This is a genomic window from Arthrobacter sp. Edens01 (assembly GCF_001307035.1).
Lineage (GTDB): Bacteria > Actinomycetota > Actinomycetes > Actinomycetales > Micrococcaceae > Arthrobacter_B.
The window spans coordinates 26,813-40,892 of the sequence record NZ_LKIU01000006.1 but is presented as its reverse complement, the minus strand read 5'-3'; the positions used below and the strand labels follow the sequence as shown (position 1 = coordinate 40,892).

The following is a 14,080-nucleotide window of genomic DNA, read 5'->3' as shown; positions in this document are numbered from 1 at the left end:
TTCTAAGCACGCCGCGGGGTGGAGCAGTTCGGTAGCTCGCTGGGCTCATAACCCAGAGGTCGCAAGTTCAAATCTTGCCCCCGCAACCAATATAAAAAGGTCCTGATCCGGTTCGCCGGATCAGGACCTTTTTGTTTGCAGCTTTGTGTGCAGCCGTGACGCGGAAGTGACGCAGAACTCATAGCTGACGCGATGTGACGCGGATATTCGCCGGCATTGATAGCCGGATTCTTCCCTTGGCTAATATCGGGAAGTTGGCTGAAGCCACGGCATGCCTGCCCAAGCGGCAGCCCAGCAGTGCAGGAGTACCTCCTACATGCACGTGGATCGTTTCACCACATTCCATAGTTAGGAAGAACTTGTGCAAACCGCTCTGACCCGCAGGCTGGGGGTGCCCGGCATCGTCCTGATGGTGGTCGCCGCTGCGGCCCCGATCACCGTTGTCGCGGCCAACTTCCCCCTCATCCTCACCGTCTCCGAATCGGTCGGCATGCCCCTGATGGTGCTGGCCGCCACGGCCATCCTGCTGCTGTTCTCGGTCGGCTACGCCTGGATGACCCCCCACGTGCCGGATGCCGGCGCCTTCTACTCCTACGTCGACCGCGGGTTCGGCCGCCGGGCCGGGCTCGGCACCGCAGGGCTGGCGCTCTTCGCCTACGTCCTGCTCACGGTCTCGATGACCTGCTACCTGGGCGTGCAGGCCGGAAACCTGATTGAGCTCTGGACCAGGGTGCTGGTCCCCTGGTGGGCAATCTCGGCTGCCATGATCGCCGTCGTTGGCTTCCTGGGCTACCGGGATATCAACCTTTCCGCCAAGGTGCTGGGCGCCGTCCTGGTCCTGGAGGTTGCCGCTGTCCTGGCCATCGACCTCGGCGTGCTCTTCTCCGGCCGGGAACTCACCTCCCTCCCGTTCAGCCCGGCCGAAGCCATGTCCGGTGCACCGGGACTTGGCCTGCTGTTCGCCTTCCTTGGCTTCTTCGGGTTCGAGGCGACGGCGGTGTTCCGCAACGAGGCCAAGGATCCGGAGCGCACCATCCCCCGGGCCACCTACATCGCTGTGCTGTCCATCGGCGCGCTGTACATTCTCTCTTCCTGGCTGATCATCAGCGGCCTTGGGGCGGGCAACGCCGTGGCCCTGGCCACGGACAGCCCTGACAGCGTGGTGGTCGGCTTTGCCGGGGAAATCCTGGCACCGATCATGACGGACATCGTCCAGGTCCTGGTGGTGACCAGCATGTTCGCCTGCATGCTGGCCTTCCACAACATCGTCTCGCGTTACCTCTTCACCCTGGGCCAGCGCGGGGTGCTGCCCGCCGGCCTGGCCGCTGTCCACCCCGCCCACGGGGCACCCTCGCGTGCCTCCTTCTGGGTTACCGGCGTGACCGCCGCCGTCGTAGTGGTCTCCGCCGTCGCCCAGCTGGATCCGGTACTGGAGATCTACACCTGGTACTCCGGCGCAGGGGCCATCGGCGTGATCGTCATGATGACCCTGACCAGCTTCGCGATCGTAGGCTTCGGTACCCGCGGCGGCGGAGTGTCCGCTCCCGGAATGGTGCGGGCCGCGGCTGTGGCCGGGGGGATCGGCCTGCTCGGTGTGCTGGCACTCTCCCTCTGGAACTTCCCGTTCCTGGTGGGCGGCAACCTCGCTGCCATCATCTGGGGCGCGGCCCTGGTCCTCGTGTTCGTGGTGGCCGCTGCCCTGCCGGCCAGCACCCGCCCGGCTCCGGCTGACGCAACGGAACCTGCGGACGCCTCCCGGCGCTAGCTGCCCTCCCGGTTCCCGTGCCCATGGACGAGTTGTTCGACCGTGGCGCGGGCACCGGCGTCGTGCAGGAACTCCAGGGCCTGCGTATAGGCCTGCACGAAGCGCTCGTTTGAGGCCAGGTCGCCAAACAGCTCGGGCTGGGAAATGAACGCCAGCGGATCTTCGCCGTTGCGCGCCGCGGCAGCCATCAGCCGTTCGCGCAGCCGGTCCACGACGTCGATCGCTGCTCCCTGCTCGTCCGTTCCCTCGGCATAGCGGGCCCAGCTGGCCACAATGGCTGCCGAGCGGTGGATGTCGCCGCCGGAATCCAGGTTTTCCCGGATCACCGGCAGCAGCCATTTGGGGATCCGGTCCGAGCTTTCGGCACACAGCCGGGCCAGGGTGTCCCGCACGTGTTCGTTGGAGAAGCGCTCGATCAGTTTCTGCTTGTAGGCATCAAGGTCGACGCCGGGGAGCGGCTTGAGCGTGGGAGTGGCCTCGCGGTCCATATAGTCCATCAGGAAACGGGCGAAGAGCGGGTCCTGGCAGACCTCGTGGGCATACCGGTAACCGGCGAGGTACCCGAAGTAGCACTGGCCCTGGTGGCTGGCGTTGAGCAGGCGCAGTTTCATCAGCTCGTAGGGCTCGACGTCGTCCACCACCTGCACGCCGGCGTCCTCAAAGGGCGGGCGGCCCAGCGGAAAGTCGTCTTCCAGGACCCACTGCTCGAAGTCCTCGCTGACCACTGGCCAGGCGTCTTCAATGCCGAAGTCCGCGGCAACCATGTCCCGGTCGGCATCCGTGGTGACGGGCGTGATCCGGTCCACCATCGAATTGGGGAACGCCACGTTCGCGCGCATCCATTCCCCCAGCTCCGGATCCCGGAGGTCGGCGAATGCAGTGAACATCCGGCGGGCAACGTCTCCGTTGCCCTGGATGTTGTCGCAGGACATCACCGTGAAGGGCGCCAGGCCCCGTTCCCTGCGCCGCAGCAGTGCCTCAGTCACCAGCCCAAAGACCGTGGCCGGGACCGCCCCGGGCTCCAGGTCAGCTGCCACGGCCGGATTGGCAGCATCGAACTCCCCGGTGACGTGATGGAAGTTGTAACCGCCCTCAGTGATGGTCAGGGACACAATCCGGGTGTCCTCCGCCGCCATTTTCTCGATGACGGCCTCGGGGGCTTCCGGAGCCAGCAGGTACTCAGTGATGGACCCGATAACCCGGCCTTCACGGGTTCCGTCGGGGTTTTTGAGCACCAGCGTGTAGAGGCAGTCCTGGGCATCCATGACCGACTTCATTGCGGCATCTCCCGGCAGGACCCCCACCCCGCAGATGCCCCAGTCCAGGGCCTTGCCCTCATTCATTAGCCGGTCCAGGTACATGGCCTGGTGTGCGCGGTGGAATCCGCCCACTCCAAAGTGGACGATTCCGGTGCGCACGGCAGAGCGGTCATAGGACGGAACGGCAACGGACCCGGCAAGGCCGGCCAGGGACTCGGTTTTCAGTTTGCTCATGGGTCACACCTGTGGGACGAGCGGATAGGTGCGGCTCAATTTATCATGTGAGCATCACAGTTCCACTCAAATGAGCAAACATGGCCGGAGCGCGGGGCTAATCCACCAGCTCAGACTGTGTTTCGATGAAGTCCCAGTCCTGAACACCCAGAATGGGGTCTATGACGGGGCCTCCCGCTTCGGCAATCCGGTCCTGGACCTTGGGCGGAATCCCGTCCTGCCGCAGGTTCTCCCGCAGCCACTGCTTGGCGGTGGTGTCGAGATACGGCCACCATCTTTCGATCCTGATGGGTTGCATGGTTTGCCCCCTTTCCGTCGCGGTGAGTCCACGGTGCCACCGGTCCCGGAAGGGCGCAAGGGGTGCCGTGAAGACCGCGGCGGCACAGCTGCAGGCAGTTTTGGCCGTCACTGAAAAACCGCAGGCCAGACCGGCAGCGGCGCCCGGGAGGGATTAACAGGCGGGCGCCTAGGGCAGCGTGGTGATGCTCTCGACCGCGGCGCGGGCGTCTTCAGCAAGGCTCTTCGGAATCGGCGCGCTCTTGGCGGCGTCGGCCGATGCCTGCTGGCCCTCATCGCTGATCACGTACTCTCCGAACGCCTTCACCAGCTCTACGGTGTTGGCGTCTTCGTAGCCGCTGCAGAAGATCTGGTAGGAGATCAGGACCAGCGGATAGGCGCCGGGTGCGGTGGTGGTGCGGTCCAGGTGCAGGGCAATGTCATTGGCGCTGCGTCCGGGTACGCGGGTGGACTGTTCGACGGCGATTGAGGCGGCGTCGGCACTGATTGGAACGTACTCTTCCCCCACCTTGAGGTTGACCGTTCCGAGGGAGTCGTCAACCACGGAATCGTCCGAGTAGGCAACGGAGCCTTCGGTGCGGGTGACGGTGCTGATCACGCCGGCGCTGCCCTGTGCGTTTTCCCCGCCCAGGCCGCCGGGCCAGGAGCCGGAAGGATCGTTCGGCCAGGCTTCCGGGGCCGCCTCGTGGAGGTACTCGGTGAAGTTCTCAGTGGTGCCGGAATCGTCTGCGCGGCTGACTGCGGTGATGCGTATTTCCGGAAGCTCCACACCGGGGTTCTGTGCGGCAATGGCCGGGTCGTTCCAGAAGTCGATCTCGCCGCGGAAAATGCGGGCAATGGTAGCGGCGTCCATGTTCAGCGAGTCGATGCCCGGCAGGTTGAATGCGACGGCGATCGGCGAGATGTAGGAGGGAATGTCCAGTGCTCCGCCGGGACCGCAGACCTCCCGCGCCTCAGCCAGTTCCTCATCCTGCAGATAGGCATCAGAGCCCGCAAACTGCACTGCCCCGGCCAGCAGGGCGTTGCGGCCGGCACCGGAGCCGTCCGGGGAGTACTGGACCTGGACCTTGGGGTGCAACACCCGGAATCCGCCAATCCAGGCATCCATGGCCGGCCCCTGCGCCGTGGAACCGGACCCGGAGATGATGCCGGAGAGGGTTGAATTGCTGTTTTCCGCCGCTTCCCGCTGCTCGTCGCCCAAGGGATAGTCGGAACCGCAGGCGGTCAGCGCCAGTGCTGCGGCGGCGGCGACTGCCACTGCACGGAGGGGACGGGAAGTGCGCACGTTTGGGTGCTCCTTTAGGGGCTGATCTTGGGGGCAAACCGGCGTTAACGGCCTCGGGCGCCCGGGCGGCAGTGCCTGTGGGCACAGCGAATCCCGTCGCCAGTTCAAGGCTAGCCGCCGATTAGTCCCCACCGCCAACTGGGAGCGTACCCAACCCTTGGCCGCCAGTGGGCGGAGTGGAAGGATTGGCCGGACCGCGGACCGCAGCGGACCGGCCTGGCGAACAGGCACCGGACGTCCGGTCCCCGCCCCAAAGGGGGTTCCGTGCTGGTCGCTGCCGCAATCTTCACCCTGGTTTCCGCCGCCATCCACTTCTACTTCTTCGGGCTGGAATCCCTTCGCTGGACCGTCCCGGAAACCATGGGAGTGTACGGAATCACAGCTCCGCAGGACGCGGACACCACCCAGCCGCTGGCCTACATCCTCGGGTTCTACAACCTGTTCCTGGGCGTGGGGGCTGTGCTTGGCGTGCTCCTGCTCGGCCTGGGCAATCCCGTCGCCGGGCTAACACTGATCAGCTTTTCGACAGCGTGCATGGTCCTCGCCGCTGTGGCGCTGCTGGCCAGCAGGTGGCCGATGGCACGGATTGCAATGATCAGGGGAATCCCGGCCCTGCTGGCATTGGTGCTGACACTTATGGGCTCCTGAAACTCCCTTTCATCCTGCCCCCTCCCCTCCGAGAGGCCAGTTACGGCTCGTTTCAGCCGTGAAAAGAGCCGCAACTGGCCTCTCGGCGGGCGCTACGGGCGGGCGGGGCGGCGTCGTAGGCTGCTGCCGTCCACAGGTGGAACAGGGCGTAGGCCCGCCATGGCTGCCAGGGATCGGCGAGGGCTGCGGCTTCCCGTGCTGTCCCGACGCCGAGGGCCCGCCTCAGCACCAGGTCACCGGGAACAAAGGCGTTCCGGTCTCCGACCGCCCGGACCGCCAAATAGTCCACCGTCCACGGCCCAATGCCGGGCAGCGCCAGCAGCGCATCCCGGGTCCCTGCATCGAAGCCGGGCCCGGGCCGGATCTCCAGGCCCTCAGCTACCGCGGCGGCCAGGGCTGTGATGGTGCGTGCCCGTGAGCCGGTAATCCGCACGGCCGCCTGCAGGTCCCCTGCCCCCACCTCGGCAAGGGTTTGCGCGGGCGGGAAAAGGAAAAATCCGCCGGGGCCGGGAATGCCGAAGGCAGCGACCAGCCGGGCCCCGAAGGTCCGGGCGGCGGCGAGTGAAACCTGCTGTCCCAGAACAGTGAGGACCGCCGTCTCGAAGCCGTTCACGGAGCCGGGGATCCGGAGTCCCGGGCGGGCACGCACCAGTGGTTCCAGCAGCGGAAAGCCGGAGAGGAAACGGTCGACGGCGGCGGCCGGCGCATCGAGGTCCAGCCAGCTCCGCACCCGGGCCAGCACCTCGGCGTCGTCCGCTCCGGTCCCGCCGGTTAGTTCAACGACCACACTGTCCGGAGGGCCAAACCCGATTTTCGCCAGCACGGGACCGCCGGGAGCGGGCAGCAACCGGGACAGCCGGGCGCCGGAGGAGTCCAGCTGCAGCGTTTCCAGACCCGGAACCGCGTGCGCGGCCAGGCTTCGCGCCAGCGGGAGCCACGGGAACGGAGCAGCCACGGAAACGCGGTGGGTCCTGTCCACGGACAGCCCGGTCACTCGAGCCCGGTCATGCGCAGCGTGATGTTTATCCGCCCGGAGTCCAGCCCTGACGCAGGGTCCGCCGTGCCCGCAAGGGTCCGGGGAACGCCGTGGTAAGCGAAGCGGGACGGTCCCCCAAAGACAAACAAATCCCCTGTCGCCAGCTCCAGGTCGGTGTAGGGCTTGGTGCGCGTTTGTGTATTCCCGAATCGGAATATACAGGTGTCCCCGATGCTGAAGGACACCACCGGCGCACTGGAGCGTTCATCCTTGTCCTGGTGCATGCCCATGTGGGCTCCGTGGGCATAGAAGTTAATCAGTGCCGTGTCCGGTGTGTATTCGCCGGGTTGGATGATCTCCGGTGCGTAGCCGGCTTCCCCCTGGGAGAAGTACGCGGCACGGATGGCATCCCGTCCCAGTTCCACCATCCACTCCGGAACCTCGGCCACCCGTCCGCCGCCGGCGTCATCGGCGGTGCGGGTGTACTTGTACGGCTGCCAGTGCCAGCCCAGGCACACTGTCTGCACGGACATCCTGTGCCCGCCGGGCAGCACGGCAGAGCGCATGGGGACCGGGCCGACGGCCCACCGCCTGCAGGCCTCAACGATTTCCTGCTGGCGGCCGGTATCCAGCCAGCCGGGTACGTGCACGGCCCCGGCTGACGGCGTTGACCTCTCCCGGGGAAAGAGCTGTCCGGTCATGCCGCGGCCTCCATCTCCAGGAGCGTTGCCTTGGCGCCGCTGCCGCCAAGGTAGTTGCCGATCTTCCCGTCGGAACGCACCACACGGTGGCAGGGCACAACCACTGGCAGGGGGTTTCGCGCACAGGCCGTGCCCGCGGCCCGGACCGCCCCGGGGCTGCCCGACAGTGCAGCGAGTCCCGCATAGCTGACCGTGGATCCGTAGCCAACATCCCTCAGGTGCTCGACGACGGTTCGCCGGAAACCGGTTGCCAGCCGAAGGTCCAGCGGCAGGTCGAACCGCTTCCGGGTTCCGGCGAAGTACTCCCGGAGCTGGCGGACCGGATCGGCCAGGCGTTCCGGCGCTTCAAGGATGCGCGGACTGATCGTCTCCGCCAGCCGGGCCAGCACGGCGTCGTGCCCTTCGACTCCGAACGCCACGCGGACCAGCCCCTCAGGGGTTGCAGCCAGCAGCAGCTCCCCCACCGGCGATCCGGTCACGGTGTAGGCAACATCCAGCAGGTTTTCTTTGGCGGCAGCAGCGGCCAGCCGGGAGTGCAGGTCCGCGAGCGCTGCGTCTTCACCGGCGCCCAGCGCCGCTTCAAGGGTTTCAGTGGTCATCGCAGGTCCTCCGCGTCCAGGGTTCGAAGTTTCTTCATGCCATCTGACGCAGCCCGGCGGATAGCAGTCTCAGTGCTCTCCAGCAGCACCGCCACCTGCGCAAAGGGCATTCCGGCGAGGTGGTGATACGCCAGGGCTTCGCGCTGGCGCTGCGGCAGCGTCTGCAGTGCCGCCCACAGGCCGTCATGCTCTCCTGGCGGGGCTTCTGCACGTGCGGGCTCGGGCAGGTCCGGCACCGGCACCGGCCGCCGGGCTGCTGAGCGGTGGACGTCGATTGCCTTGCGCTTTGCGATCGTGACCAGCCAGGCCTGCACGTTCGCGTCCGGGTCCAGCGACGGGTAGGCCCGCAGTGCCGCCAGGAACGTGTCCGACCACGCGTCGTCGGCGTCGTCAGGGCCCAGCACGGCGCGGCAGACACGCAGCACAACTGCGCCGTGTTCCCTGACGATCGCTTCGAACGGTTTCACTTCCACATACTGTAGACGCGCGGCCGGGGCGTTTTGTGAGCCGGGCGCTGAGCTTCAGCAGCAGGTTTAGGCTCAGCTCCATCCAAAAGACGGCCCCGGCGCGGCTCCCGGCTGCGGCCCGTCACCGTTCGCGCTGAAGCCGGCCGACGGATCGGCTCCGCCCAGCAATGAGCGGGTCATCGCTTCCCGCTGTCCGGAAAGGTCCTGTGCGGCCGCCAGCAGATGCGCATCCGCCGGTTCCTCACCGGCCTCGGCTGCAGCCAGGATCGCCCGGCGCACCAGCTCCCGGGCGAACGACGCCGTTGCCCCCTTCGCGTCCTCGGCCACCGATGCGAGCGCCTCGGCAGAGAAGACCCCCCGCGGGGAGTAAAGCTGCATCAGCTTCACGCGGTCGGCGGAGTCCGGCAGCGGGATTTCGACGGCGAGGTCCACCCTGCCTGGCCGCTGGGCCAGGGCGCGCTCAAGGACGTCCACGCGGTTGGTGGTCATGATGAAGGCTATGTCGGCGTCGGCGTCCAGTCCGTCCAGGGCATCGAGGACGGAGAACAGCAGCGGCTGGGGTCCGTGACCCATACTTCGGTCTTCGGCCACCAGGTCGATGTCCTCCAGCACCACCAGGGACGGGGCCATTGCCCGGGCCAGGCTCGCTGCCTGCGCAATGGCACCGAGGGCCGCACCGGTCAGCAGTACCGCCGTCGTTCCCGGGCTTTCGCTGAGCAGGTGCCGGACTGTGTGCGTTTTCCCCGTCCCGGGCGGTCCATAGAGCAGGACTCCGCGTTTGAGGTGCTGGCCGGCTGCCTGCAGCCGGCTGCGGTGTCCGGCGATGCCGAGGACGTGGCTGCGGACGCGGTCCAGCACGCCGTCGGGCAGGATCACCTCGTCCCGCGGAAGGGACGGGCGCTGAAGGAAGGTGACGCCCGCACCGCCACGGCCGTAGGGGTCAAAACCGAGCGAAATGACCTGTCCGCGCAGGATGCTGTTAGCGCGGAGGTCCTCCTGGACCGCCGCGAGGACAGCCGCAGCAGCAGGCCGTTCGGCTGCCATTACCGCCAGCTGCACGTCAGGGCTGCCGGTCTGCTGGTCTCCGTTTCGCTGCATCACCGCCACGGGGACGCCGCGGTGGCGGAAGAGCAGGATTCCCCAGGCCACGGCCTCACGGCTAGCTTCCGGGCCGACGGCAATATTGATGAAGTCCGGCTGGCCCACCGGGATAAAGCCGTAGCCTTCCTCCTGAACGACGTCGGCGAGTCCCAGGTGCTGGCGCTGCTGACCTCCGCCCAGACCAATTAGGGTGCTGTCCGGGTCCGCGGCCGCGAGCTTCTCAAGCGCAATGTCCACGTCGGCGAAACGGTGGAACGGGATGACCTCAGCCACGATAGGTACGTCGTGGGCGGGCATCCCCAGATGGCGGCTGATGACTTCCCGCAGCGGTTCCCGGTCCGAGGACCGGGAACCCTGCTGCTGGGCCAGCTCGACGGCGGTGCTGAAGCTGGCCAGGAACTCCGCAAGATTCTTCTCCATGCGCGCCGAGACTATCAGCGAACCGGCCGGGTTCCGGGATATTTAGCCGGCTGTCCCCAGCGCCGCCTGCCGCAGGTCTGCCTTGCGGATCTTCCCGCTGGCAGTTGTGGGCAGGGCATCCCGGAATTCAACTGATTTCGGGACCTTGTAGCGGGCAAGCTTTCCCTCAAGGTGCGCCAGCACCGCCGCCTCATCGAGCTCGGCATCTTCTGCGCGAACCACTACGGCATGCGGAACCTCGCCCCAGCGTTCGTCCGGAACTCCGATTACGGCAACGGCAGAGACTTCCCGCAGCTCCATGATCAGCTGTTCCACCTGGGCCGGGTAGATGTTTTCCCCGCCGGAAATGATCATGTCCTTGATCCGGTCGGAGATGTAGAGGAATCCGTCCTGGTCGAAGTAGCCCATGTCCCCGGAGTTGAACCAGTCGCCGTCGGAAAACGCCGTCAGGGTGGCGTCCGGACGGTTCCAGTATTCGCGGATGACGTTCCCTCCGCGGATCTGGATCTCTCCCACTTCCCCCGGTGCTGCCTGCGTTCCCCCGCTGCCGGCTATCCGGACATTGGTGAAGAAGTGCGGCAGTCCGGCGGAGCCCGCCTTGGCCCTTGAATACCTCGCCGGCAGGGCAGTTGCCCCTGGGGACGTCTCTGTCATTCCATAGCCGCCGGAGAAGGACAGCCCGCGCTCTTCGTACGCATCGAGCACACGTGCTGGAACAGGTGACCCGCCGCAGGTGAGCATCCGGAGGCTGGAAAGGTCCGTCGATTCCCAGGCCGGGTGTTCTGCCAGCATCTGGTACGTGGTGGGCACCCCGGAGAGTGAGGTGATCCGGTGTTCCTCAATGGCGGCGAGGGTAGCTCCGGGCTCGAACCTGCTGTGGAGGACCAGCTTTCCTCCCTTGAGCAGGACCGGCAGCGCACCCATCCCCAGTGAGGCGACGTGGAACATCGGAGCGATCATCAGGGCCGCCGTCTCGGAGCTCACGTCATAGTCGACCAGTACGTTGATGCTGTTCCACGTCATGTTCCCGTGGGTCAGCAGTGCACCCTTGGGATTCCCGGTGGTGCCGGACGTGTAGAGGATGATCGCCGGATCCTCGAGCGAAACCGGTTCGTCCCTTGATTCGCCGGCGGCGCCCTGCAACACCTCCTCGTACGGCTCAGCCGCCGGACCTCCGGCTGGAGCAGCCGTCTCTGCCTGGTGCACCCCGGCCTTCTGCCCTAGCTCCGCGGCGACCATCAGCCGGTGCTGCACCGGACTTTCGGTACAGCCGAGGACGGCAAGTCCGTCCAGCTCCTCGGCGTGGATCAGTACGGTACTGCCCGAGTCCTGCAGGGCGAACCTGACTTCCGGCGGGGCGAGCCGGGTGTTGAGAGGTACGAACACAGCACCCAGCGAAGTAGCGGCAAAAAGCGTCTCAAGGAACGCCGGGTGGTTGTTGCCCAGATAAGCGACCCGGCTTCCGCGGGTAACGCCGCGGGCTGCCAGGGCAGTTGCAAGGCGCTCTATCCGCTCGGCCAGCTGGTCGTAGGTCAGCTCGATCCCGGCTCCGGCCACCGCGGGCATCCCTGCGGATTTCACCCGCCGGCGGTGGATCCAGGATCCCAGTCCCTCGTTTCGCATCTGCTCGCTCCTCGTTCCGGGGAAGGCTAGGCGTAGAAGCGGGCCAGGAATTCGGCGACGACGGCGGGACGCTCTTCGCCTTCGATCTCGATCGTGTTGGACGTCTTGATCTGCACACCGCCCTTGACCTCGGTGACCTCGGCAATCACCGAGTGCAGCCGGACCTTGGAGCCAACCTTAACCGGATTGGTAAAGCGGACCCGGTCCAGGCCGTAGTTGACCTTGGTCTTCACACCGTCCACGTCAAAGAGCGCGCTCCACAGCGGAATGATCAGGGACAGCGTCAGGAACCCGTGGGCAATCGGCGCACCGAAAGGACCGTCCTTGGCCTTTTCCGGATCGGTGTGGATCCACTGGTGGTCATCAGTGGCATCGGCAAAGGTATTGATCTGGTCCTGGGTGATCTCGACATAATCCGTGTAGCCGAGGTCTTTGCCGACCAGCGAGGGAAGTTCTTCAAGGGTGACAACGGTAGCGCTCATGTTCTTTTTCCTTAGGTCTGCAGTTGATCTGAATTGGTTAGCGGAAGGCGCCGGTGCCGGCGATCGAGCGCCCAACTATCAGGGCGTTGATGTCGTGGGTGCCTTCGTAGGAGTAGACGGCCTCGGCGTCGGCATGGAAACGGGCGACGCCGGTGTCCAGCGTGATCCCGTTGCCTCCGACGACTTCGCGTGCCAGGGCCACGGTCTCCCGGAGGGAAGTACAGGTGAACATCTTGGCCAGCGCGGAATCCTCGTCGCGGAAGATGCCCTCTTCCTGGCGCTGGGTCAGCCGGACAACCATCCCGAGGGACGCCGTCAGGTTGGCCAGCATGGTGGCGAGCTTCTGCTGCGTGAGCTGGAAGGACGCCAGCGGCCGGCCAAACTGTTCCCGTTCCAGGGTGTAGCGGACGGCAGCCTCATAGGCCCCCGCCTGCATGCCGGCGGCTATCCAGGCAACGTCGGAGCGCAGCCGCCGCATCAGTGCCGCAACGTCCTTGAACGAGTTGATGTTCGCGAGCCGTGCCGAGTCCGGGACACGGACCGAGCGAAGTTCAATGTCGGCGTTCTGCATCATCCGCAGGGAGGTCTTGCGCAGGATCTTCGTCAGGGTCACGCCCTCCGCCTCACGCGGCACGAGGAACGCCTTTACCTGGCCGTCCGCTTCGTCCCGGGCGAAGACGGCGAGCACGTCCGCCGTGGCGGCGCCGCCGATCCAGCGCTTGGCGCCGTCGATGATCCAGCTGTCCCCATCGCGTCTGGCAGAGGTCGCCAGGCCGCCGGCAATATCCGATCCGTGCTCCGGTTCAGTCAGCGCGAAAACGCCCGTGAACTCGAAGGAACGGATCAGCGGATCCAGTTCGGCTGCCTGCTCGGCGCTGCCGCCATGCAGCACGGTCGACCGGAACAGCCCGGACTGCGCGTTGTAGAACGTCGCCACAGAGGCATCCGTTCGGGCCAGCTCAAAGTTCCGAAATCCGCCGTACAGGCCGGACGTGCGCCCCTGGCTGTCCGCGACGCCGTCGGGCGCCATCAGGTTCAGGTCCACCAGGGGCTGCCGGATTTGGTACGGGAACTCACCGGCTTCCCAGTAATCCGCCAGCAGGGGTGCCACCTCTGCGTCCAGCACGGCCCGCAGCTTGCCAAGGACCTCCCGCTCGGCGCCGCTCAGCAGATCGGAGTAGCCGTAGCGGTCGGCGGAGTACAGGGTTTCTGCGGCGCTCATGAGCCCAGGCCCAGCAGGCGGACGGCGTTTTCCTTCATGATCTTGGGACGCACCTCGTCCTTCAGCGGCAGGTCCGCGAACGCACTCATCCACTTCTGCGGAGTGATCAAGGGGTAGTCGGTGCCGAAGAGCACCTTGTCCTGCAGGACGGAGTTGGACAGCTTAACCAGTGACTCCGGGAAGTACTTGGGTGACCAGCCGGACAGGTCAATAAAAACATTCGATTTATGGGTGGCGATCGAGTTGGCTTCGTCCTGCCACGGCACGGACGGGTGCGCCATGATGATCTGGAATGCGGGGAAATCCGCGGCGACTTCATCCAGCAGCAGCGGGTTGGAGTACCCGAGCTTGATTCCGGATCCGCCGGGAGTGCCGGCACCCATACCGTTCTGGCCGGTATGGAAGACCGCCGGCAGGCCAAGCTGCTCCAACGCCTCCCACAGCGGGTAATAGCGCTCGTCCGAGGGATTGAAGCCCTGCAGGCTGGGGTGGAACTTAAACCCACGGACCCCGTAGTCCTCGGCCAGCTCCTTCGCCCGGTCGATGGCATCAGCGCCGGTGAGGGGATCGACAGATCCAAACGGGATCAGCACGTCATTGTTCCGGGCCGCGCCCTCCGCGATGTCCTCGATGCTGTTCGGTTCGTGCTTCAACCGGGTCCGGGCGTCCACCGTGAAAACCACGGCGGCCATGTTCAGCTCACGGTAGGTCGCCGCGATCGCATCCAGCGACGGCGTCCGCTCCTCGGCCTTGAAGTACTTGCTCGAGGCGTCCATCAGTTCCTGGGGCAGCGAAACGTGGCCGTGACCGTCGATTTCGATATGCACATGCATGTCGATCGCGGTCAGGGAGGCAACGTCCAGGCCCAGCTCGTAGCGGGTGGGTGCCATGACTATTTGGCTCCGGCGGTCTGGGGCTGGAGTTCTTCGGGCAGGGGCGGGAACTTCTCTCCCACGCTCTGCTGCTTCCCGGCGAACGGGAAAGCTGCGGCGAGCTCCTCG

The 14,080-nt window shown here is 66.1% G+C and carries 14 protein-coding genes and 1 tRNA gene; 3 read left to right on the top strand and 12 right to left on the bottom strand.

The window, feature by feature from the left end:
• Positions 1-12 precede the first annotated feature (12 nt).
• A tRNA-Met gene (locus AO716_RS14730) sits at positions 13-89 on the top strand.
• A 272-nt stretch (positions 90-361) separates the two neighbouring features.
• Entirely contained in the window at positions 362-1,765 is a 1,404-nt protein-coding gene (locus tag AO716_RS14725; protein ID WP_055242361.1) for an APC family permease, read from the top strand.
• Here AO716_RS14725 and AO716_RS14720 read toward each other — a convergent pair.
• The 3 genes from AO716_RS14720 to pstS all read right to left on the bottom strand — a co-directional run bounded on the left by AO716_RS14720 (position 1,762) and on the right by pstS (position 4,840).
• Entirely contained in the window at positions 1,762-3,258 is a 1,497-nt protein-coding gene (locus tag AO716_RS14720) for a mannitol dehydrogenase family protein (RefSeq protein ID WP_055242359.1), read from the bottom strand. The two genes, AO716_RS14725 and AO716_RS14720, sit on opposite strands and share 4 nt — an antisense overlap.
• A gap of 97 nt (positions 3,259-3,355) precedes the next feature.
• Entirely contained in the window at positions 3,356-3,556 is a 201-nt protein-coding gene (locus AO716_RS14715) for a hypothetical protein (protein WP_152225282.1), read from the bottom strand.
• 168 nt (positions 3,557-3,724) lie between these two features.
• Complete coding sequence (pstS, locus tag AO716_RS14710; RefSeq protein WP_055242357.1) at positions 3,725-4,840, bottom strand: phosphate ABC transporter substrate-binding protein PstS; 1,116 nt, start codon at positions 4,838-4,840, stop codon at positions 3,725-3,727.
• Between the two features lie 264 nt (positions 4,841-5,104).
• Between pstS and AO716_RS14705 the strand changes: the two genes are divergently transcribed.
• Positions 5,105-5,488: a DUF1304 domain-containing protein gene (locus tag AO716_RS14705; RefSeq protein WP_055242355.1), complete on the top strand. Its 384-nt coding sequence runs from the start codon at positions 5,105-5,107 to the stop codon at positions 5,486-5,488.
• A 52-nt stretch (positions 5,489-5,540) separates the two neighbouring features.
• Here AO716_RS14705 and AO716_RS14700 read toward each other — a convergent pair whose 3' ends face one another.
• The 9 genes from AO716_RS14700 to AO716_RS14660 form a co-directional block, all read right to left on the bottom strand.
• Positions 5,541-6,482: a DNA-3-methyladenine glycosylase family protein gene (locus AO716_RS14700; RefSeq protein WP_235472116.1), complete on the bottom strand. Its 942-nt coding sequence runs from the start codon at positions 6,480-6,482 to the stop codon at positions 5,541-5,543.
• Positions 6,479-7,165 (bottom strand): alpha-ketoglutarate-dependent dioxygenase AlkB family protein, encoded by a 687-nt coding sequence (locus tag AO716_RS14695; RefSeq protein ID WP_055242352.1) that lies wholly within the window; start codon positions 7,163-7,165, stop codon positions 6,479-6,481. The genes AO716_RS14700 and AO716_RS14695 overlap by 4 nt, the downstream gene beginning before the upstream one ends.
• The gene (locus AO716_RS14690) at positions 7,162-7,764 is read right to left on the bottom strand and encodes a methylated-DNA--[protein]-cysteine S-methyltransferase (protein ID WP_055242351.1); all 603 of its coding nucleotides are present in this window, start codon (positions 7,762-7,764) and stop codon (positions 7,162-7,164) included. The genes AO716_RS14695 and AO716_RS14690 overlap by 4 nt, the downstream gene beginning before the upstream one ends.
• Positions 7,761-8,231 (bottom strand): RNA polymerase sigma factor, encoded by a 471-nt coding sequence (locus AO716_RS14685; protein ID WP_055242349.1) that lies wholly within the window; start codon positions 8,229-8,231, stop codon positions 7,761-7,763. The genes AO716_RS14690 and AO716_RS14685 overlap by 4 nt, the downstream gene beginning before the upstream one ends.
• 72 nt (positions 8,232-8,303) lie before the next feature.
• Positions 8,304-9,752, bottom strand: coding sequence for an AAA family ATPase (locus AO716_RS14680; RefSeq protein ID WP_055242347.1), 1,449 nt, complete (start codon positions 9,750-9,752; stop codon positions 8,304-8,306).
• A gap of 42 nt (positions 9,753-9,794) precedes the next feature.
• Positions 9,795-11,375 carry an acyl-CoA synthetase gene (locus AO716_RS14675; protein ID WP_055242344.1) on the bottom strand — a complete coding sequence of 527 codons (1,581 nt, stop codon included), beginning with the start codon at positions 11,373-11,375 and terminating at the stop codon, positions 9,795-9,797.
• A gap of 26 nt (positions 11,376-11,401) precedes the next feature.
• Positions 11,402-11,857 carry a MaoC family dehydratase gene (locus tag AO716_RS14670; protein WP_055242342.1) on the bottom strand — a complete coding sequence of 152 codons (456 nt, stop codon included), beginning with the start codon at positions 11,855-11,857 and terminating at the stop codon, positions 11,402-11,404.
• A 37-nt stretch (positions 11,858-11,894) separates the two neighbouring features.
• On the bottom strand, positions 11,895-13,079 hold the full coding sequence (locus tag AO716_RS14665) for an acyl-CoA dehydrogenase family protein (protein ID WP_055242340.1): 1,185 nt from the start codon (positions 13,077-13,079) through the stop codon (positions 11,895-11,897).
• On the bottom strand, positions 13,076-13,969 hold the full coding sequence (locus tag AO716_RS14660; protein WP_055242338.1) for an amidohydrolase family protein: 894 nt from the start codon (positions 13,967-13,969) through the stop codon (positions 13,076-13,078). The genes AO716_RS14665 and AO716_RS14660 overlap by 4 nt, the downstream gene beginning before the upstream one ends.
• Between the last annotated feature and the right edge of the window lie 111 nt (positions 13,970-14,080).